Annotated in this window: 19 protein-coding genes and 1 pseudogene; 10 read left to right on the forward strand and 10 right to left on the reverse strand. The window is 33.1% G+C overall.

The window, feature by feature from the left end:
- The coding region (locus tag ACFVR2_RS18635) for a hypothetical protein (RefSeq protein WP_387364998.1) at positions 1-391 on the forward strand (391 nt) is incomplete at its 5' end.
- A 79-nt stretch (positions 392-470) separates the two neighbouring features.
- Here ACFVR2_RS18635 and ACFVR2_RS18640 read toward each other — a convergent pair.
- On the reverse strand, positions 471-797 hold the full coding sequence (locus ACFVR2_RS18640; protein WP_387365001.1) for a hypothetical protein: 327 nt from the start codon (positions 795-797) through the stop codon (positions 471-473).
- A gap of 244 nt (positions 798-1,041) precedes the next feature.
- Here ACFVR2_RS18640 and ACFVR2_RS18645 point away from each other — a divergent pair, with 244 nt between their 5' ends.
- Both ACFVR2_RS18645 and ACFVR2_RS18650 read left to right on the forward strand, forming a co-directional pair.
- The gene (locus tag ACFVR2_RS18645; RefSeq protein WP_387365004.1) at positions 1,042-1,809 is read left to right on the forward strand and encodes a TSUP family transporter; all 768 of its coding nucleotides are present in this window, start codon (positions 1,042-1,044) and stop codon (positions 1,807-1,809) included.
- Between the two features lie 378 nt (positions 1,810-2,187).
- A complete protein-coding gene (locus ACFVR2_RS18650; protein ID WP_387365007.1) occupies positions 2,188-3,228 on the forward strand; it encodes a YeiH family protein in 1,041 nt (346 codons plus the stop codon).
- Between the two features lie 109 nt (positions 3,229-3,337).
- Here ACFVR2_RS18650 and ACFVR2_RS18655 read toward each other — a convergent pair whose 3' ends face one another.
- Entirely contained in the window at positions 3,338-3,877 is a 540-nt protein-coding gene (locus tag ACFVR2_RS18655; protein WP_335410651.1) for a DUF2179 domain-containing protein, read from the reverse strand.
- Between the two features lie 494 nt (positions 3,878-4,371).
- A complete protein-coding gene (locus tag ACFVR2_RS18660) occupies positions 4,372-4,995 on the reverse strand; it encodes a TetR/AcrR family transcriptional regulator (RefSeq protein ID WP_387365011.1) in 624 nt (207 codons plus the stop codon).
- Between the two features lie 118 nt (positions 4,996-5,113).
- On the opposite strand from ACFVR2_RS18660, the gene ACFVR2_RS18665 reads away from it, so the two are divergent.
- A complete protein-coding gene (locus tag ACFVR2_RS18665) occupies positions 5,114-7,354 on the forward strand; it encodes an MMPL family transporter (RefSeq protein ID WP_387365014.1) in 2,241 nt (746 codons plus the stop codon).
- A gap of 676 nt (positions 7,355-8,030) precedes the next feature.
- On the opposite strand, the gene ACFVR2_RS18670 is transcribed toward ACFVR2_RS18665, so the two are convergent.
- From ACFVR2_RS18670 to ACFVR2_RS18680, 3 genes are all read right to left on the reverse strand, one after another.
- Positions 8,031-8,447 carry a GNAT family N-acetyltransferase gene (locus tag ACFVR2_RS18670; protein WP_387365017.1) on the reverse strand — a complete coding sequence of 139 codons (417 nt, stop codon included), beginning with the start codon at positions 8,445-8,447 and terminating at the stop codon, positions 8,031-8,033.
- A 77-nt stretch (positions 8,448-8,524) separates the two neighbouring features.
- Positions 8,525-9,043 (reverse strand): spermidine/spermine N(1)-acetyltransferase, encoded by a 519-nt coding sequence (paiA, locus tag ACFVR2_RS18675; RefSeq protein ID WP_387365020.1) that lies wholly within the window; start codon positions 9,041-9,043, stop codon positions 8,525-8,527.
- A gap of 26 nt (positions 9,044-9,069) precedes the next feature.
- The gene (locus ACFVR2_RS18680; protein ID WP_387365023.1) at positions 9,070-9,522 is read right to left on the reverse strand and encodes a MarR family winged helix-turn-helix transcriptional regulator; all 453 of its coding nucleotides are present in this window, start codon (positions 9,520-9,522) and stop codon (positions 9,070-9,072) included.
- Positions 9,523-9,649: 127 nt separating this feature from the next.
- Between ACFVR2_RS18680 and ACFVR2_RS18685 the strand changes: the two genes are divergently transcribed.
- The 3 genes from ACFVR2_RS18685 to ACFVR2_RS18695 are packed head-to-tail and all read left to right on the forward strand — an operon-like array spanning position 9,650 to position 10,941.
- Complete coding sequence (locus ACFVR2_RS18685; protein WP_387365092.1) at positions 9,650-10,102, forward strand: GNAT family N-acetyltransferase; 453 nt, start codon at positions 9,650-9,652, stop codon at positions 10,100-10,102.
- Between the two features lies 1 nt (position 10,103).
- Complete coding sequence (locus ACFVR2_RS18690) at positions 10,104-10,748, forward strand: YczE/YyaS/YitT family protein (RefSeq protein ID WP_387365095.1); 645 nt, start codon at positions 10,104-10,106, stop codon at positions 10,746-10,748.
- Between the two features lie 58 nt (positions 10,749-10,806).
- Positions 10,807-10,941: a hypothetical protein gene (locus tag ACFVR2_RS18695; protein ID WP_056467807.1), complete on the forward strand. Its 135-nt coding sequence runs from the start codon at positions 10,807-10,809 to the stop codon at positions 10,939-10,941.
- Between the two features lie 70 nt (positions 10,942-11,011).
- Here the strand turns inward: ACFVR2_RS18695 and ACFVR2_RS18700 are convergent, their stop codons facing one another.
- From ACFVR2_RS18700 to ACFVR2_RS18710, 3 genes and pseudogenes are all read right to left on the reverse strand, one after another.
- Positions 11,012-11,827 (reverse strand): putative protein N(5)-glutamine methyltransferase, encoded by an 816-nt coding sequence (locus ACFVR2_RS18700; protein WP_387365026.1) that lies wholly within the window; start codon positions 11,825-11,827, stop codon positions 11,012-11,014.
- Between the two features lie 311 nt (positions 11,828-12,138).
- Positions 12,139-12,552, reverse strand: a pseudogene (locus ACFVR2_RS18705) (SRPBCC domain-containing protein).
- Between the two features lie 17 nt (positions 12,553-12,569).
- Positions 12,570-13,808, reverse strand: a complete 1,239-nt coding sequence (locus ACFVR2_RS18710) for a helix-turn-helix domain-containing protein (RefSeq protein ID WP_387365029.1) — start codon at positions 13,806-13,808, stop codon at positions 12,570-12,572.
- Positions 13,809-14,390: 582 nt separating this feature from the next.
- On the opposite strand from ACFVR2_RS18710, the gene ACFVR2_RS18715 reads away from it, so the two are divergent.
- From ACFVR2_RS18715 to ACFVR2_RS18725, 3 genes are all read left to right on the forward strand, one after another.
- Positions 14,391-15,278: a LysR family transcriptional regulator gene (locus ACFVR2_RS18715; protein WP_387365032.1), complete on the forward strand. Its 888-nt coding sequence runs from the start codon at positions 14,391-14,393 to the stop codon at positions 15,276-15,278.
- A gap of 268 nt (positions 15,279-15,546) precedes the next feature.
- Positions 15,547-15,753 carry a hypothetical protein gene (locus tag ACFVR2_RS18720; RefSeq protein WP_387365099.1) on the forward strand — a complete coding sequence of 69 codons (207 nt, stop codon included), beginning with the start codon at positions 15,547-15,549 and terminating at the stop codon, positions 15,751-15,753.
- Between the two features lie 197 nt (positions 15,754-15,950).
- Positions 15,951-16,664: a DUF421 domain-containing protein gene (locus tag ACFVR2_RS18725; RefSeq protein WP_387365035.1), complete on the forward strand. Its 714-nt coding sequence runs from the start codon at positions 15,951-15,953 to the stop codon at positions 16,662-16,664.
- A gap of 55 nt (positions 16,665-16,719) precedes the next feature.
- Here the strand turns inward: ACFVR2_RS18725 and ACFVR2_RS18730 are convergent, their stop codons facing one another.
- Positions 16,720-20,973, reverse strand: a complete 4,254-nt coding sequence (locus ACFVR2_RS18730) for a S8 family serine peptidase (RefSeq protein ID WP_387365038.1) — start codon at positions 20,971-20,973, stop codon at positions 16,720-16,722.
- Between the last annotated feature and the right edge of the window lie 157 nt (positions 20,974-21,130).

A 21,130-nucleotide genomic window follows, 5' to 3' on the forward strand; every position in this document is an offset into this window, starting at 1 on the left:
GGATTGTCATGAGCACAAGAAATGTGATTGCTGTATTAAGGTGAATATTAATATTGATTGTTTTTGCAAAACAGATAAGAAAAATCGAAAACATTCCGACGGGCACAAATGTGATTGCTGTGAAGACCATGAATGTGACTGTTGTGAAGACCATGAATGCGATTGCTGTGAAGATCATGAATGTGATTGCTATGAAGACCATGAATGTGACTGCTGCGAAGACCATGAATGTGACTGCTGTGAAGAACATGAGTGTGACAGCTGTGAACACAGGAAATGTGATTGCTGCACAGATGTAATTGCTAAAATATTACGTGCTATACAAACTGGTCAATCATCATCTCATTGTGATAAACAAATTATTATTAATATCAACATTAACAATAAATAAGTAATTTCCCACAATGAATCCACCTCAAACATTGTCAAAAAAAAATAGAGTGAAGAAACCTAGTGTTTCTCACTCTTTTTTATTTATTGAAATCGTTTTTCCTTGTTGAATTGCCTTTTATTTCATCTAATGAATTAAAATAAAGCTCAATTTCATTCATTTTTAATTGAATATCTTTAATTGCATCTTCCAATATTTTTGTTAAATCATTTTGTACTTGTTTAATAACTTCATCATTTTCTAGACCATCAAATCGGATAATACGTTTAACTTTTAGTTCTTCAAGTGCCATCTTCATTTCGATCTTTGTAACAATTTCTTGCGTTAAACGATTGATGTTTTTTTCAAAGTATTTTTCTTTAGCTTGTCTTATTTCAGTAGTAGTATTTGATTGTTCGAAATTCAATCCATACACACCCCCTCATTAAATTATCACATTTCAATATATGCAAAATTTTAGGAAGTGGTACAAGCAAAACTAAAAACTCATGATTATTTCTGCAGTAAGTAATCAAGCGAATGAAAATATTGTCATTATTGCTTTTTATTGTGGTTATTATAAAAATATTCTTATATTACTAAATTAATGATTTACATTGTTTCCTATTTTAACTACTATCAAATTAGTAAATAAAAGAAAGGTAGATTCGATGATATTCCATATTGATCCGTCATTATTATTAACTTTAATTGTATTTGGATTTTTAGCTGCTTTTATAGATTCTGTAGTTGGAGGCGGTGGGCTAATCACTTTACCAGTATTATTATTTACTGGTCTATCTCCAGCAGCTGCTGTCGCAACGAACAAATTAGCTGGGTCAATCGGCTCTTTAACGAGCACAATCATGTTCTATCGTTCTGGAAAGCTTGATTTGAAATCTGTCTATAAGTTATTCCCACTCACCTTTATTGGTTCGATTTTGGGAGCTTGGACAGTTCATTTAATTGACCCTACTATTCTTAAGCCTCTTATGCTCGTGATGCTTGCTGCTGTTGCAGTTTATACAATTTTTAAGAAAAACTGGGGAGATACTACTTCTAATAAAAAGCTGTCAGCCACTCGTATTATTCTATTTATGCTTTTAATTTTTGGAATTGGTTTTTACGATGGATTTATTGGTCCTGGAACAGGTTCATTCTTAATATTCGCTTTTTTAATGATGGGATTTGATTTTTTAAAGGCGGCAGGGAATGCAAAGTTTTTAAATTTTGGAAGTAATATAGCTGCATTATTAATGTTTATGTATTTAGGACAAATTCATTATGCATATGGATTAGCTATGGGATTTGCACAAATAGCTGGTGCCATTTGTGGATCAAAATTTGCGATTAAGAAAGGTAGCGGCTACGTTCGCGTCCTTTTTATTACAGTAACCTTCTTATTATTAGCAAAAAATACATTTGATTATCTTCATTAAGATAATTAAAAAACGAATCTTGATTATAAACTAAAATGGTAAGCAATTCGTCGTTGAATTTGCTTACCATTTCTTTTAAATAGATTATACAGCTTCTACGAATTGAAAATCCCTGTTCGACTTAACATAGTATTGCTAAACCAATCAACCATGCTGCACTTACAATGTTATTATCATCAAGATTCAATATAACCCACCCACCTTCACTTCTTTCAAAATAAAAAAACAAAGTCCATACTTAAAAAAGCTCTGTTCAATTTATATCCTTTTCTTCTAACTATCGTATTTACTTATCATAACTATAATAATAATTTATTTTCCTTATGATAAATGATTCGATACGATAATAATATAGAACGCCACGAGGAGATGGACAAGATGGAACAAAAGGCAATAATTAATTCAAAACCAGAGCAACAAAAAAAGCCAACTAAACTGTTAAATGTATCGATGATCTACGGATTAGCTTTTACATTCATCATAGCTGTTTTAGGTTTTCTGATGGCAAAGTTACCAGGGTTCGATCACGTTGGACCACTTGCATGTGCCATTTTACTTGCTTTAGTGTATAGACAATTTTTTGGTTATCCTGAAAAATTGCGCGCAGGAATTCAATTTTCTTCAAAAAGACTTTTAAGATTTGCCATCATACTGTACGGATTAAAACTAAATATCATTGTCATTTTTAATGATGGTTTGCCTTTATTACTAAAAGGGGCTGGAACCATTATATTTTCGATTGTTGTTCTTTTGCTTATAGCAAAATGGCTTAAAGCAGACTTTAATCTGTCCTTATTATTAAGTATTGGAACAGGCATTTGTGGCGCCGCTGCAATCGCTGCAGTATCTCCAATCATTAAATCTAAAGATGAAGACACAGCTATGGCCGTCGGTATCATTGCATTAGTTGGCACAATTTTTTCCATCATTTATACTCTAATCTATCCTTTATTACCGATTAGTCCAACTGAATATGGAGCTTGGGCTGGAATAAGTCTTCACGAGATTGCTCATGTTGCTTTAGCAGCTGCACCTGCAGGTCAAGATGCTCTCGCTCATGCATTGCTTGCCAAACTTTCTCGTGTTTTTCTACTAATTCCGGTTTGTTTTATCCTTTTATTCTGGATGAAAAAGAAAGGAAAATTAGATGGAGAAGCAAAATTGGAGTTTCCATGGTTTTTAATTGGATTTGTAATTATGAGTTTTGTAGGGAGTTATGTCCTTGGAAAAGAAGTTCCAGTATCTAAAAATTTCATGTCAGACATTGCTGCTTTTACATCATTTATCTTAACAATGTCTATGACTGGCTTAGGATTAAATATTAACCTAAAAGAATTACGTACAAAATCATTACGCCCTCTAATCGCCATAATCATTACATCCATTCTTCTATCTTTCGTAACATTTATTTTAGTTTAAATAGATAACATTCTTAATTGACAGCCAATTCATCCTTTAAATCATTAAATAAAAAAATCAGAGAAACTATACACCAGTTTCTCTGATTTTTTTTATTACTATTTAGTGTCTAAAATACGTTCGATTTCTTATGTTTTGCTTTCTTCATTGCGTTTAATAAAAATCCACCTTTAAATCTTCTCGCTTCATATGAAATAATAAAGGCACTTGGTTCATACTGCTCAATAAGATCCATTAGTTCAGGTTCTCTATTACGTTTTGTCAATATATCTAAATGATATCGCTCGCTGTCCCTTCCTTCGCCTTGGAACACTGTCACTCCGAATCCTTCCTCGCGAAGTCGATTAATTAGTAGTTTATTTTTGTTCGTCAAATTAACTACTAGTGTCGTGTAGCCAATTGCTAAGCGGTTTTCTACGTAACTGCCAATTAGAATACCTATCCCAAATCCGACAGCATAAACAACCATTGATACAGTACTTTGATCTCCGGAAAAAACAAGCGATAATCCAAATACGTAAATAATTGCTTCTACAAAGCCGAAAAACGCAGCAGCCATACTCAGCCCTTTAACTAGAAAAATAGTTCTTAATGTTAAAATAGGTACATAAATCAATTGCAATAATAAGATTAGTAAAATATCCTTCAATGTTGACACCTCAAAGTTTAAATTTTTGGACAGCAGATTTAGGTATATAATTCGTTTCATCCTAAGCCTTGCTTTTAAACTTTTTTTAAGGAATCAAAGTGAAAGCCTAGTAGAAAATTATTTTAAAAATAAAGCTGAATTTATACGTACACAATGTGTTTTTTTTGTATTATTTACCAGTTGTAGTACTTAATTCAACTTGTTCTGTTAAATTCCTGCTTATCTTTAAGGACATTAAAAGATTACTGTAAAAATACACCGAACTTCCTATTCTAAAACATTTCCTCATGAACCTTTTATGAGGAAAATTTTTCATTCCCTTGCTCTTTTACTTACTCATGAACACGTTATGAGTAAGGTTTTTTCTTCTTCTTCCTTTTGAACTTACTCATGAAACTTTATGAGTAAGTCTAAGTTATTTTTCATCATCTTAAATGTTTCATGTTTTATTTAACACGCAAAAAAGAAGATCTACTCAAAAAGTAAATCTTCTTTTATTTTTTACCCATTATTCCATTCCAAAAGAAATCTATGATTTGTGCTGCCATTTCATCTATTGTAGAAAAAATTGAATTTTGATCTGTATCCTTATAATTTCCAATCGATAGAATTGCAAAGAACAATTGGGTATAGAATTTTGAATTACCTTTAGGTATTTCTCCATTCTCTATTGCCGTTGTCATTGCTTTTTCGATCACGTTATACATCATTTCTTCCGCGTTATTCATCTGTTGTAATTGCTCATCAGATAAAGAGACTTTCGCTTCTTTCGTAAAAGCTTTTAAATCAATTTCAAAAGTTGCTCTTAAATGGATTTTAACCATTTCGTTGAGATTTTCTTTTAATGATCTATCCGTAGATAATATCTCAGCAATACGATCACTTATTCGAAGCATCATTTGAACCATTGCATCCGTAAAGAGATCTGCTTTTGTTGGATAATAATAATAAACCGTTGCTTTGGTCACACCACACTTCTTAGCTACGTCATCCATTGAAACTAATTGATATCCGTTTTGAAGAAACAATTGGATAGCATTTTCAACGATTGTTGTTTTTGTAGGCTTTTTTTTTGAATCCTGCGGTGGTCTTCCAAGAGGCCGTTTAATTTGTTCCAATATGCATCTCTCCTAACCTTTTAATTCCCCTTCATTATAGCATAATAAAAGTTCTTGAATAATTAACTGACCAGTATATATAATTAAGATAATAAATTTTACGTGAGGTGAATTCCATATGAAACATCACCCCTTTCATTCTTGGGGCAAATTTGTGAGTAGTAAACGGTCAAGATGGATAACATTGTTGGTGTGGGTTTTATTAACGGTTGTATTATCGTTTACTTTTCCATCTGTAAACGAAGTAGAAAACAATACTGCAGATAACTTACCTAAGCAATCCATGTCACAAAAAGCGGATCAGTTAATAAAAAAAGAATTTCCAACTGATTCTGGAAACCCTTTATTAATTGTTTGGAACCGTAAAGACGGACTAAATGAAGACGACTACAAAGTCATTCAAACTGTTTATAAAGAACTTCGAAACAATCCATTAAAAAATCAACTAACATCACCGTCATATGATTTAATGCCTATCCAGGCAATTAAACGAAGTTCTTCAGAGGATGGTACAACAATTATTACGGCTGTTCTTTTTGACAAAAAAGCAGATGATAAAGTACTACAAAAAAATATCAACATACTAGAAAAACAAATTAAAAATAATACTGGTGATGACCCAGTAAAACGAAAATTAACAGAATCTGGTCTAAAAGTCCGCTTTTCTGGCCCGGTTGGTATTCAAACAGACGCTGTAAGTTTATTTTCACAAGCCGATGTTAAACTTTTATTATCAACTGTATCACTTGTATTAGTTTTCTTAATCCTTCTATATCGTTCGCCAATTATGGCAATTGTCCCGTTAATAGTCGTTGGTTTCGCGTATGGAATCGTAAACCCATTATTAGGTTTCTTAGGCGATAAAGGTATTATTACGGTAGATTCTCAAGCTGTTTCGATTATGACCGTTTTATTATTTGGTGCAGGTACTGATTATTGTTTATTTTTAATATCTAGATATCGTGAATATCTACTTTTTGAAGAAAACAAATATAAAGCACTTCAGCTCGCGATCAAAGAATCTAGTGGGGCCATTTCGATGAGTGCTTTAACGGTCGTTATTGGATTAGGTACACTCTTATTAGCTCAATATGGTGCTTTCCATCGGTTCGCAGTACCATTTAGTTTGGCAGTTCTTATTATGGGTATTGCTGCGATCACAATCCTACCTGCCTTACTTTCTATTTTTGGTAGAGTTTCATTTTTTCCTTTTATCCCAAGAACAGAAGAAATGGAAGCATTAAGAGCTAAGAAAAAAGGAAAATCAATTAAGAAAACAAAAATCAAAGTAACATTTAATCAAAAAATAGGAAAACTAGTTACTCATAAACCTTGGACGATTATTTTTGTCTCTATCATACTCTTAGGAGGTCTAGCTCTATTTGTACCTCGAGTACAATACACATACGATTTACTTCAATCATTTCCTAAAGATATGCCTTCAAGAGAAGGTTTTGATTTAATATCTGACCATTATTCATCAGGTTTATTAGCTCCTGTTAAAGTAATAATCGATACAGAAAATAAAAATATTCCTGTAAAAAAAGAATTAGAATCACTTTCCTTCGTAAAAGATGTGTCTGATCCTATTACAGGTAAGGATAATAAAAAATTACAATTATATGAAGTTTCTTTACTCGATAATCCATATTCTATTAAAGGATTAGAGCGAATACCTCAACTAGAAAAGAAAATAAAGAAACTATTAAACGAATATGATATTCAAAAAATAAATAAGCATTACTGGATTGGTGGAGAAACAGTTACGAATTTAGATACAAAAAATATAACTGAGCGTGATGAATCCATTATCATTCCGGTAATGATTGGCTTAATTGCATTATTACTGTTATCTTATTTACGTTCATTTACAGCTATGATTTACTTAATTCTAACCGTCATATTATCTTATCTTTCAGCATTAGGTGCTGGCTGGCTAATTCTTCACTACGGATTTGGGGCTAGCGCGATACAAGGTTCGATTCCTTTATATTCCTTTGTATTTTTAGTAGCATTGGGTGAAGATTATAATATATTCATGGTTTCCGAAATATGGAAAAATAAAAAGAAACAAACTCATCGCGAAGCAATTTCAAATGGAGTCGCAAAAACTGGGGCTGTTATTTCATCTGCTGGATTAATCTTGGCCGGTACATTCCTAGTGTTAGCAACACTACCAATTCAAGTATTAGTACAATTTGGTATTGTTACTTGTGTTGGAGTATTAATTGATACATTCATCGTTCGTCCACTTTTAGTTCCAGCAATTACTTCAGTATTAGGTAGATTTGCATATTGGCCAGGTGAACTTTCAAAAAAACAGTATGATTCAAAACAAGAAATGCAAATAGAAAAATAAACATAATAAAAGCACCACAATGCATGAAATACCGGAAAAGATGCGTTGTGGTGTTTTTCATTGGACCAATCTTTGTAAATTACTTATTAGTTTGATTAAGCTGTTTCAACATCAGATTAATCAATAGATATAGGCCGTATATCCCTAAGTAAGAGCCAGAAATTAAAAAATAAATATTAAGAAATACAGCATGAATACTTGTCATAAAAACAACATCATGTTTTATAATCTCATAAATTGATATTGCTGAAATACCCCCAAAAACTACATAAGAAATGATGGCGATCAAATTAAAGATTGTGTTAAATATTCGATTAAATCTAGTTAATCCATTCATAATAATAGGAAAAAAAATAATTGAACAAAATATTAAAGTTTTCAAGTGGTTTACTTACTCCATTTTATTATTGAATTATGATAATTTTATTCTTTACAAATTTAGATTAACTATCCAAATTGAACGCTCTTTTCATTCCCCCTTAAAGGACACCAAATATATACCAAAAAAAGCTTGGTGACTAATCAAGCTTTTTTCTGGATAAAAAGGGGTGGGGAATTATACATAAGGTTTTATGACACTATTTATCAATACCGGGGTTATTTGTATTGAAAGTTATCATACAATAAATGATAATGATTATCAGTATCATTGTCAACTTTTTTACAAATATTAGACTTATCTACTATAAATATTTCTCATAATAACGTAGTCTTTACCATCTTTTATAAAACTGGTATTGGTTTCTTCCAAACCAAATTTTTTATAAAAATTCACTTTATTCTTCCTAGCATTACACCAAATTTTCTTCACGCCATTATTCTGAACTTCCTTTATAACGTAATCTAAAAGCATACTCCCATACCCTTTACCTTGTTCTTGTTGAAGAGTTGCAAATTTACGGAACTGACATTCTCCGTTCGTTATAAAAATAGAAATGACTGAAATTAAAGTAAATCCTTTAAAAAGGCCATAATGAACCCCTAAATCATCATCTTTCAATTTTATATAATCAAAAGGCTGATCTGCCCACATAACTTTATGTCTTAGTTCCCAAACATCTTCCTTATTTACTTGTCTAATCGGAATTTCCATCGTTCTCTCCTTTGTGTCTTTACCTTTAATCTTTAGATGAGAGATTATTTTAATGTGAACAATAACAAATAAACATATTATACAAGTGTTTTAGTCATGATAAAGTCTATTTGTTCTTCATCACCCATATAAAATGAGTGTGACCCAGTGTGATCAAATCCCATTTTTTTATAAAATGCGATTGCATTTTCGTTTTTTTCCCATACGCCTAGCCAGATTTTCTTTTTATTAAGTTCCTCCGCAATTTCTATGGCTTTATTAAACAGAACTTTACCAAGCCCGTGTTTTTGAAATTCTTTCTTTATATAAATCCTCTCAATTTCAAGTGATTCATCACCCATTTCTTCAGATTGGGCATCATCTGTATTAATCTTTAAATATCCAGCGACGGTTTGATTAAAATAAATGAAAAAGAATTGCGAAGACTGATTTAACAATTCTTCTTCTATTTGATTTAAATTAAACGCTCTTTCTAAATAGGCATTCATATTTTCTAGTGTATTTTGATGCTTAAATGTCTCATTAAACGTTTCATAACCGATTTGTTGAAGTTTGTGCGAATCCTTAGAGCTGCATTTTGTTATATTGATCGTCATATAAATACGTCTCTCCTCTTATCTAATCAATAATTTCTCTTGTTTCCCTTTTTTACATATTCCCAGTCTATTTCTACATTTTTTCTTACCTTTTGAAGGAGATTAAAAATGGTTTCAACTTCTATTTCGGACAACCCCTCTAGTGCAACGATATTAGAATAATCGTTTTCTCTTTTTATAAATGGATAAACATTTTCCCCTTTTTCAGTTGCAAAGAGTTTTTTTATTTTTTTGTTCTCTTTATCCTCTTTCTTTTCAATAAATCCATTCATTTCAAGTTTTTTTATAGCACGTGCTGCTGTAGTTCGATCTACTTTTATCATCTCAGCCAATTTTTCTTGAATGATTCCTGGATTTTCAACTATTCGCACTAGATATAAATACTGCCCTTTTGTGAGGTCATGCTCTTTAAATTCAATATTACTGATTGAATCTAGAGCCCTTGCGATCATTCCAATTTCACGAAGAATTTCCTTCATAATGAACTCCTTAGTTTTAATTTTGTTGTAAATGCAATAAAAATGATATATATTGAATTTAACTTATTTATGTTGCATTTGCAATAAAACAACAAAAAATTTTAATGAAAAGGGACTGATAAAAATGATGAATACAAAAAAAGTAATGAATGAAGACGAGCTAAAAATAGCATTTGCAATAAGGAAAGATATATTTGTGAAAGAACAAGGTGTACCTCTAGAAGATGAATTTGATCAATACGATAAATTAAATGGAGATTGCAAACACATATTAATTCATTACAATGAACAACCAGTCGGAACGGGAAGAATTAGGTTTGTTGATGGAGTAGGTAAATTGGAAAGAATCTGTATCCTGGAGTCTTTCCGAAAATTCGGTCTTGGCAAAAACATTATTAAAGCTTTAGAAGAAATCGCGGAAGAACAAGGAGCTTCGAAAGTAAAATTGCATGGTCAAACACATGCAGAAGGTTTTTATAAAAAACTTGGTTATCGAACTTCCTCTGATGTCTTTATAGAAGACGGGATCCCTCATATTCTAATGCTAAAAGAAATAACTAATGATAAAGCGATTAATTAAAGTGAAATATGTTTTTTACGTATTAGGAATTTTAATATTAACCTTGGGTATTTCAATCAATATACAATCTAACCTTGGAACTTCACCTTTTGATGCGCTTCTAGTAGGGTTATCCAAAAATGTGGGGCTGACTGTAGGTAGTTGGGAAATAATCATTGCTTTACTACTAATATGTATAAATTCTTTTATAAAAAGACAAAGACCAGAATTTTTAGGATTAGTAACTGCCTTTATTACGGGTATCGGTATTGATATGTGGCTTTATTTATTACACAATTTCGTAACACCTGAAATTTGGTATAGCAAAGTAGCTTGTTATAGCATCGGATTAGTTATTTCGGGACTCGGAACTGCAACCTATTTACACACCAACTTTGCACCAATTCCAGTGGACCGATTAACTTTAATCCTACAGGAATTAACTAGAACAAATATCTTTTTTTCGAAAACAGTCATTTATCTCATTTTCTTAATAGCTGCATTAATTTCAAATGGACCAATCGGCATTGGAACGATACTAACCGTTTGTTTTGGTGGGTTAATACTTAATTACTTTATGCCACTTACAAAAAAGTTTTTAGACCCCATATTATCTCAAAATAGAACATCATCTAACTTAGAAAAAGAGAAAAATCTTTCTATATAGAATGTACTAGCTCATAAATCTACTGTCTTCGGAAACACTATCCTTGGAGGTGAAGCACATGAGTAAAAAATCATCTGGAAGAGGACAAAAAGCTCCAAGTGTTAATCCACAAGGATACGGAAAAGACGTTGAATTTTCAACTGAGCCTCAAAGTGAACTACAGAATTTAGCAAAAAAGTCGAACAAAAAATAAATTTGGCTACTAAAAACAACCAGAGTAACCCATAACGGGGCTTCACTGGTTGTTTTTTTTAAAATTAATTCTATAATGGCGGTTTTGTACCAATTACGACTGTAGCGTCTAATTCATTATTGTGTGCTAGCTCAGCTATTAGTCCACATTGAGTAAAGATTTCAACTGTTTGAGAAGCCTGAATTTTGCTCGTCTCTATTAATAAACGCCCGCCTGAAGCTAACCAAAAATAAGCATTCTCTGCCACTTTCCGATGAATATCATTTCCATCCTTACCACCATCAAGTGCCACTTTTGGCTCATAAAGACGTGCCTCCTGAGGGAGAGACTTTATTGCCTCAGTTGGAACATATGGTGCGTTCGCCACTATAATATCAACATTCCCGAGTAATTGAGTTGGCAATGGATTATAAAGATCACCTTCATATACAAGGCCCCCAAGTCTAGAAACATTGCACTTGGCACACTGGACTGCAGTAGGATCAATATCGACGGCATACAACGTAACCAACCCCACTGCCTTGGAAATCGCTACACCTACTGCACCAGAACCACAACATAGATCGACCACTTTGACACCAGGTATAGCTAAGTCAATCGCCTTTTGAGCAAGAAACTCTGTTCGACGGCGAGGAACAAAGACACCTGGGACTACTGCAATCCTATTACCATAAAACTCTGCCCAACCTAGGATATATTCTAATGGTGAGCCAGTTACTCGAAGCTTTACCATTGTTAAAAGTTCTTCCAAAGTATCCGCTTCAGAAATAAGAATCTGCGCCTCTTCTTCTGCAAAAACGCAACCGGCTTTCTGAAGTTGCTCGATTATACAACTTTTAATTTGGTCGCTACTAGAAATTTCATTTTGCTTTATTATGATTACCACCCAATCTTTATAAAGGTTATTATTGGGAGTTCGTTATATATGGTAAAAAACCTTCTTCAATTTGGATAACAGTAGTTGGATATGGTCCTTGCTACGCGATCTGTAAACATTTATTAAAAAACAGAATAACTCTCTATAGAGATCAATTCGTTTTTTAAACACTTATTAGCGATTTTACTATTGTTAATGGTATTAATGATAAACACAAAAAAAGCGACAGTTTATGGTCGCCTCCTATTACTTTTTATTCTTCATTTAGGTCATTTTCTAACAAAGTAAATATCAAAACAATCAATCGTTCACAGGTAATATTAAGACATACTTACCAGATGCTTCTCAAGGCATTCCATTGTCTGTTCAGCACCTGGAATGGCATATGTTTTTACCTTATCAAATACAGTAACATTTTCTTCAAAATGTGAACTATATGTGAGTTTCGTCTTACCATCAAGCTCCTCAAAGATTGCTGTCGCTAGAAAATGTGGAAATACATCATGTTTGAAGACGATTCTCTCCAGTTGAACGACTTCCACAATAAGATTAGTGTTTGGAAAATCAACGCCATCAGGGCCGTGCATGATAAACTCCCAAGTACCTCAGGGTTTCATCTCAAACGTTTGAAAAGTCGATGTAAATCCATTAGGTCTCCACTACTTTGATAAGTGCTCCTCTTTCGTCCAATCTTCAAACATAAGCTCACGTGGAGCATCTAGTACCGAGGCCAATTAAAGAGATTACTAATTTAACTTAAAACTCGAATATATTTTTCTTCTAATTCTTCACTCAAAAAATCTCGATAATGCCAGATTGCTAATAAACATTTTTGGAATCTCTCATGACTCTCCGAATTTTTGACTTTTAACGCCACGTTTAATATTTCATCAAGACCTTCGTTTATTTTATCTTCTTCACATTTTAACAATCCTAGTGAATAACAGTAATCTAAATAAAGATGCTGTTTAAATAGATCAGTTGAGTTGCCCATTTCAACGATTTGCTCTTCATACTTTTCAATAAAGTTTTCAGCATCTTCTAGTCTACCTAATTTTACATAGCTTTCAATAACTCTTGGGATTCCTACATAAAAATCATCGCGTTTTAAAAGCCAATCAAAATATGAATCAATAACATGTAGATTTCCAAAATCTATGTGCGCGACAAACCGATTTCCAACAGCAATATCCGCATAATACGCATTAATCTTTTCATATTTTTCAATCAAGTTTAAAACATCTTCCAATTTGCCACCTAATCTTGTTAGTGCGAATGCCTGATACATTAATGCACGTCCTACATGGTCTTTCGTTTTAGCCATTCTTTCTAATCGTTTAGCGTAATGTAAAACCTCATTCCAATCTTTTAACATATAGTAAGTAGCTGTAATCCATAAGATTGTTAATTCCTGAAATTTGGATGGCATATAGGAAATATACTCGATAATACGAACTAATACTAAACTTCCTTCACTCGTTAGACGGGTCATATAAAATTTTCGGAAATAACTAATTGCTACTTCTTCAGTTCCTGAATTGGGCATGTGCTCAATAATTATTTCGTACAGAGGTAATGACTCTTTTTCTTTTCCTTCTAAAAACAACTGCTCTGCAATTTGGAATAAATTTTGAAAGTATCTAGAACGGATTGCTTTTAATTTTTCCTCAATCATGACTGATAAAATAAAGTTTAATTCAGTCCTAAAACCATTTTTGGCACATTCATAAATAAAGGCATCACTTCTCCTTTTATCTAATAAATTTCTCTCATTAAAACATAGTTTCACATATCCTTTGTAAAAGAATCCTTTAGGGAGTTGAAAAGCCTCAGTTATTGCATCCAAGTAATGCAATGATAGTGGTTTTTTATTATTAAAGATTCTACTCATATCGCTATAATGGATATCTGCTTTTCTTGCTAGCTCTTTAAGATTCCATTTATTTACCTTCATCAGCTTGTTAAACTCGTAAAGTAGAAAATCATTCATGTTGCACCCCCACCTAATTTTTAAAATTTTATCTCTATATGAAAAGCAAAAACGCCATAAACCACTTTATCTATGGCTTACAGCATCTAATGATTGTTAACTGGAATGAAGTATATTGAAGTACTAAGATGCTGTCTAACTACACGAGGTTATGATTTTGTAGTTTATACTTAAAATTGACCTTAATTAAGTGGATTGGACACAGTTATTATTACACTGCAATTTTGAATACCAATAATAACGCAAAAATATTATTATAGAATATAAATTAAGCGCATTTCTCTTATTGATTTGACTATAGAACTATCACTTTCAAATTATATATCATTATTCAAAAATTTCAGAAAATAACAACCAATCTCTTTCTTATATTGTATACACTATATTTTAGTTATTTATTTTTATCTTGTAAAACGCGTTTTTATTTATTACCTATTAAGGAATACTTAATTACACACTTCTTAAGAAAATATATCAAAATAACAAATTCCCTTTTAGGCCAATGGTCAATATTTCCAGTACTAAAATACTATTTAATAATTTAATATATTTAAAAACATACAGTATTAAAGGAGGTACAAAATGAATATCGAGCATTTAAAATATATAGTAGAAATATCGAAAGAGGAATCTATTACAAAAGCAGCTAAAAACTTACATATATCTGCCTCAGCTGTAAGCCAGGCTCTGAAGGAATTAGAAAAGAAATTAGATTTAAAACTATTCTTCCGCTTAAAGATGAAAACAGTACCTACTGAAGCTGGAAAAGAAGTCATTAAACAGGCACAAAAAGTCTTAAATGAATTTGAAGTTTTAGAGGATAAGATTTCAATTCAAAAGAATGCTCTTCAAACTCAAATAAAAATTGCAACTGTTCCCGGATTAATATACATGATTAATGACTCAATCATAAACTTCAAAAAAGATTTTCCAATAATTGATGTGCAAGTTTATGAATATGATCCTGCACAGATTCTAGACCTAATTCCAACTGTTCAACCTGATATTGCTTTTTTATTTTCAAATGAAAAAAGACTAAATGAAAACAAAGATTTACGATACGAACTGATGACTACAACAAAATACTGCGTACTCGTCGGCGACAAATCTCCCTTAAATAAGCTTCAAGAAGTTACGCCAGAAGACTTGATTCATGAAAATTTTGTTCTATATAACAGTAATTCTTTAATAGAACACAGTCGCAATATTTTTGACAATATGAAAATCTTATTCGTTACAAATAATACCGATAGTATTAGAGATGCCGTAAAAAATAATTTAGGGATTACTCTGGTCCGTGATCTAACGTTTAAAAACCATCCTGATACTTTATCAGGAAAAATTAGGACCATCCCTTTAAAAACTCCAACTTTTATAAGTGATGAATTTTGGTCTGTTTCTCTTGCAAGCAAGCCCCTTACTCAAGTTTCAAAAAACTTTATCAAATATATGCAAGCTAATATAGAGTGAAAACTAACTAGACCAAATCTTTGAGGGATTTGGTTTTTTACTATCTAAATAGACCTCTTTCTGTCGATATTTACATTATATTGAAGGTTGATTTGATTTGAAGTTTGAAAGAAACTATAAATTTTAAATTTTCCTAAACTGAAGGGTTCCTCCCGAAAAAGCTAACCTAAACATAATTTGCCTTACCGCCATGGAATAAGGCACCATTCCTTTTCCAATCAAATATACTTATTTGAAAGGAGTGATCAAAATGCCTTGGAGTCAATAAATAAGATATTTAGTAGGTCAACCAGTAGGAGTTTCTTTAGCAAATGGGCAAGGTACATCAGGAGTATTGTGTGGTGTATCTGGTTCAAAGGTTCTAATTATTGAATATATGTATCAATCACAATTTGCTCTAAAACAGTACGATTTCAATATGATTCAAGATATTAATGGATTTCCACCTTGTCAAAGCCAGCATCCGGTTTATTAAATAGTTCTCTAACCTTACTTCCATGTACCATATTATGAATAGTAATCAAAACTATTAAAACCTGCATAAGTGTGTAGGTTTTTCATATTTAAATTGGAATGGAAATTTAATTGTTCCTTACAAAAGAATCTACTTTTACGTATTATCTATTTCTTTTAAGAAAAAATAAAATAAGAAAAAAGTTAAAGGTGAAGGTAATGATTGGAACAATTGACGTCATAGTTCGAACTTTTTCAGCATTTATTTTACTTATTTGTATTACCCACATACTAGGAAAACAAACCATTTCAAAGATGACTTATCATGATTATATTACTTCTATTACAATAGGTTCTATTGCAGGTAATTTAACGTTTAATACTTCAATAAGATTCAGTAACTATCTAACTGCATTAATCATTCTTTGCACGTTTTTATTCCTTGCTACTTTGGTTTCATTAAAGAATAAAAAAGCTAGAGCAATATTCAATGGAGAGCCTACTGTTGTTATACAAGATGGTAAGATCCTTGAAAAAAACATAGAAAAATTAAGAATTTCAATGGATTCATTCAATCAAGCACTGAGAAGGAGAGATATATTTGATATAGATGAGGTAGAATTCGCTATTTTTGAACCTGATGGACATTTATCTATATTAAAGAAACCATTATATCGTTTTGTAACTAGAGAAGATTTGGGAATTTCTAGTCCTTCGCAATCAAATTTCCCTATTGAACTCATTATGGATGGTCAAATGGTTGATAAAAACATCACTCAAAACCACTTAACAAAAGATTGGATCGTTACTGAAATTGAGCGACGAGGTTTGAAATTAGCTGATGTTTCATATTGTGTTCGTGGAACGAATGGTCAATTGTATTTTGATTTGTACAAAGATCAGATTAAATTGCCTGTTGATATAGAGGAATGAATAAAAAGAATCGGTAACCTCACTTGAGATTACCGATTTTCTGTTATTTTATAGATTAATTTAGACCAAGTGCTTCTAACACATCATCTAATGTTTTACCTTTATATTTCTTAACTGGTTTTGGCGAATTATCATTCCAAGGATTTTGCATCATATAGTTATTGATAACATATTGCATATCTTTTGCGTCAACTACACCATCATAGTTAATGTCCGCATCACGCTTATTTGTACCCCAATACGTTTGGATGTATAACGCGTCATTTACGTCAATGACATTATCTTTATTCATATCTCCACCAGGAATATATTCATAATTAACTGGTTTCGATCCAGCTGTCACTTTTCCATCTTCTTTATAGCCTATTGTAAAATCTTTCGTAAATGTAAAGTGTCCAGGCACATCAATTTTTTGTGTAAATGTGTCATCAGTTAATGGTAATCTCGTTCTGAACGCGAATGGTGATGTACCAGAGTATCCTAGCTGATCCGTTACACCATATTCTTTACCTTTTGAATCTTTGACGCTAATTTTTGTACCCGCTTTATTGTAGTCAAGTTGTTTCATTTCAGGCTCTAAACCATTAAATTTCATTAATCCTTCTGCCTGAACTCCGCCTCTCATAAGTGAGTATGTCGGTGTAACATAGAAATATGGTTGAATACCTTGTGTCGTTACTGTACTATTGTCCACATTTGTGTAAACAGCACTGAAGAACCTATTAGCACCATTTGGACTGTAAAAGGCCATTGGGGCTTTGTTGTAAAGATCTTTTGCTTTAAACGTTACGTCTACTAATGAGGCATCTCCAGCAATACCAGTATTCGCAAGATCTCCAGTAGCTGAAGCAGTAATCGTCATTAACGTTCTTCCGCCACCTTTATCAACACTCGTATATTGAACATCTAGCTTACCTTTATATGCCGCATTCGGTTGAACATTTATTGCATCAATGTATTGATTTGGATAAGTAAAGCTGAACGTTGCTTTCTTTACATTTGTTTTCACATTTTTTGATGAGAACGTTACAGTCGTAGAATCACCCATGTTTACACGTTGTTTATCAGCAATTGCCGTTGTATAAGCCGTTCCTTGTCTTACAAAATAAGCATCTATCACACTATCATAATTTCGAACAGTTGATTTGCTATAATCTGTGAAATCATACTCAGTAATAGCATTCACAATTGGACCTGATGTACTTAAAGGAATTTCCGCGTTGAGATTTCCTTGTGCATCAAGTGGGATGCTTTTTTCTGCTGAATTAGTAGGATTATAATACGTAAAAGTATTATCGCCTTGAGAAGCAGTGATACCCGCTGCCTTCATCTCATCGATGTCTTTATCAAATACATTTCCTGATACAGTCACTTTTGTGTCAGTTGGATTAGCTGTTTCGTAAATACCTCCAGCTTTCACGTTATTCATCGTAACTTTAGGCTCTTTGACACCATAATATACTGGTGCATCTGCTGTGAAATTCTCGCCTTTATCATTCGTTCCTACCATTCGAATTGTATATAATCCTGGATCCGTTTCTTTATAATCAAACGCAATAGGATTGTCTGGATCTCCAGTTAATGGATAATATTGGCCTTGGTTTAATACACCTCGGTAATAATAATCCTTATTCTCATCTGCTCCTATTCCATCGGCTGAGCCTAAGAATCCGATTTCTTTGTCAGTTTTTGGATCCACAAGGAAGAATTCAAAATAACGCATATGTGAATTTAATTTAAAGTCTACGCCTAGTGACCATCTAGTGTAATTACTTCCTGATTCATATGGTATTGTATAAGCTGGTGAAGGATTAGTTGTTAAATACTCAATACCCTCTTTTACTGTATGAATCGCAAATGGAACTTTATATGTTTCATTATGATTGTTTTGATTTGTATAGACAATATATCCTTCATACGTTCCTAGTTTTGCAGATTTAGGTACGTTGATTGTTGCATCCATATTTGCACTGCTGTATTTTTTGATTTTTACAGATGATTTCACATCTAATGAAACCCCATTAGCTGCTGCATCTTGGCTTACCCTAGAATCATCTGTAGAACGTGCATCTAACGTCTGGAACTGAACCTTTACGTCATATGTTTTATCGACAGAAGATTTATTAAATAAAGTCATTGAACGTGAATCTGTCAGATCTTTCCCTTCAACAGCTTGTTCTCCAAAGCTAACTGCACCGGTAATGTTTTTAATTTGTTTAATTCCCTTACTTGCTAGAGTTGTCCCACCATAATTCGTTGAATTATCTTTAATGGTTGAAGTTTTATCTTTTACTTGAATCTCCGTTTGTGCATGAACAGCATTGTATGGGTCTACACGTCCTGCCCCAACTTCATATACACTATATTTATCAGATAGTGGATCTGCTGTGTTCATCAGTGTTGCTTTAACATCTGCAGGCGTCATATCAGGATGCGCTTGCTTAATTAGAGCTGCTACCCCTGCAACGTTAGGCGTTGCCATTGATGTTCCAGATAAGCGGTCATAAGCATAATTATAGTTACCGACTTGATCCGCCCCATGCATGTAAGATGGCACAGTAGAGAATACAGATACACCTGGTGCTGTTACTTCAGGCTTAATATCATATAACACTCGAGATGGACCACGTGAACTGAATGACGCTAATTTATCACCAGTTGTGACTACTTGCTTCATATTACTAAAAGTAAAGTCCATAGAACCACCAGCAGTAGCCAATCCTCCTATTTGAGCAGCTAAAGCTTTTCCTTGAGCGTTACTAATTAAAAATGACGGAATATATCCGAAACCTTCTCCAAGGTACACATCACCGTTAGGAACTGGTGTGTCATATAATACAGCACCGATTGCTCCATGTGCTTTAGCTGTACTGATAAGTTGGCTTAAAGAAGCACTACCTCGTTGAGCTAATACAACTTTCCCCTTTGCATCAACTCCCTCATACGAAGCTTCAGTGCCATATAATACATTGACTAATTTCACAGTTTTCCCTTCAAAATCTGCTACGTTATCAGTTAAACCTTGAGCTGTTAGTTTTAAATCTACTGTAACATCACCCGTAGGAGCTTTTAATGTTCCTGTATAAGTCGGAATATTCACAGACGTATCGCTTGCCCCAACTGTAATCGCTAAAGGCGAGTTACCTGGCGCACCTAACGTATACATACTACTTCCTGAATTTCCTGCAGCAACAACTGCTGTCACACCTGCTAGAACAGCATTGTTAACGGCAATCGTTGTAGGATACAATGGATCATTGTAATCTGCACCAAGAGACATATTGATAACGTCCATTCCATCAGATACTGCTTTATCAAGTCCCGCCAAGATCGCAGACATTGAGCCAGACCCATATGCTCCTAGAACACGATAAGAATAAATATCAGCATCCGGTGCAACGCCTGTTACTGAAAGATCTCCTTTATTTTTCCCTTGTCCAGCAATGATACCCGCAACATGTGTTCCGTGCTCAGTATAGTATGCTTCACCACTTGAAGCTAATTCGGGCTTACCGGACTTCTGCCAATCTGCGTATGTCGTTTCCATTGGATCATTGTCATTATCAACGAAATCGTAACCACCTTTAAACGCATCTTTTAAATCTGGGTGGTTATAATCAATTCCAGTATCTAGAATACCAACTTTTACGCCTTTTCCTGTATAGCCTTCTTCATGAAGTTTTTCGATACCTGGGAAAGTAACAGATGTATGAGTTGCAGCCTGCGTTCCTGATGTTGAAGATTCACTAATCGACGGTGGCTCTACATGAACTTGTAAATCACTATAAACAGATTGTACTGCTCCCGATTTAAGAAGTGATTTTATTTTGTTAGCTGGAATCGTCATTGCAACCCCATTAAATGCTTTCTTATATGAGCGTTTAATGGTATATGGATTTTTATTTGCCTTTAATTCACTACTGAAAATAGTTTTTAGATCTTTTTGGAATGTTTCATGTGAATCGTCAACTTTTGCCTGTGCATCCGCTGCTGAAAGCGTATCACCATTTGATGCCGCTTCTATCACAGCTGTCTGCTGAGGCTTATCCTTAAACTCGACAATGACAGATGTAGACTTGTCACTTGTTTGATCAATTTCAGAAGATAATTGAAGACCCTCTTTGTCAGTTAATTTCAATTGCTTAATTGCCTGTAGCTGCTGTGGCGTAAGGTTTGCTAGTACTTGATCAATCTTAGAAGTCGACTGAGCATGAACATTGTGTGAAAATGAAACCGGTGAAAGCGCAGTGCTAATAAGACCTGTTGTTAATGCTAGAGTAGTAACATTTCTTACCATTTTCTTTTTCATTTAATAACCCTCTTTCTATCTTTCTATCTATCTTTCCTTTGATAGATTCATTATACGGAGAGTTGGCACAATCGACATTTTGCAAAATTCATTCAATTCTACTTTTTTTTACAAAAATCTTCTGTTTATTCGTTAAGTATTGATTTTTTTGTCATAA

The sequence above is a fragment of the Gottfriedia sp. NPDC057991 genome (genome assembly GCF_042886615.1).
Classification (GTDB): domain Bacteria; phylum Bacillota; class Bacilli; order Bacillales; family Bacillaceae_G; genus Gottfriedia.

Coding starts and splice junctions, on each gene's coding strand:
- ACFVR2_RS18715 (WP_387365032.1), top strand. CDS start 14,391: ATGAATATCGAGCATTTAAAATATATAGTAGAAATATCGAAAGAGGAA.
- ACFVR2_RS18645 (WP_387365004.1), top strand. CDS start 1,042: ATGATATTCCATATTGATCCGTCATTATTATTAACTTTAATTGTATTT.
- ACFVR2_RS18670 (WP_387365017.1), bottom strand. CDS start 8,447: ATGGAAATTCCGATTAGACAAGTAAATAAGGAAGATGTTTGGGAACTA.
- ACFVR2_RS18650 (WP_387365007.1), top strand. CDS start 2,188: ATGGAACAAAAGGCAATAATTAATTCAAAACCAGAGCAACAAAAAAAG.
- ACFVR2_RS18710 (WP_387365029.1), bottom strand. CDS start 13,808: ATGAATGATTTTCTACTTTACGAGTTTAACAAGCTGATGAAGGTAAAT.
- ACFVR2_RS18725 (WP_387365035.1), top strand. CDS start 15,951: ATGATTGGAACAATTGACGTCATAGTTCGAACTTTTTCAGCATTTATT.
- paiA (WP_387365020.1), bottom strand. CDS start 9,043: ATGACGATCAATATAACAAAATGCAGCTCTAAGGATTCGCACAAACTT.
- ACFVR2_RS18730 (WP_387365038.1), bottom strand. CDS start 20,973: ATGAAAAAGAAAATGGTAAGAAATGTTACTACTCTAGCATTAACAACA.
- ACFVR2_RS18665 (WP_387365014.1), top strand. CDS start 5,114: ATGAAACATCACCCCTTTCATTCTTGGGGCAAATTTGTGAGTAGTAAA.
- ACFVR2_RS18685 (WP_387365092.1), top strand. CDS start 9,650: ATGAATACAAAAAAAGTAATGAATGAAGACGAGCTAAAAATAGCATTT.
- ACFVR2_RS18695 (WP_056467807.1), top strand. CDS start 10,807: ATGAGTAAAAAATCATCTGGAAGAGGACAAAAAGCTCCAAGTGTTAAT.
- ACFVR2_RS18680 (WP_387365023.1), bottom strand. CDS start 9,522: ATGAAGGAAATTCTTCGTGAAATTGGAATGATCGCAAGGGCTCTAGAT.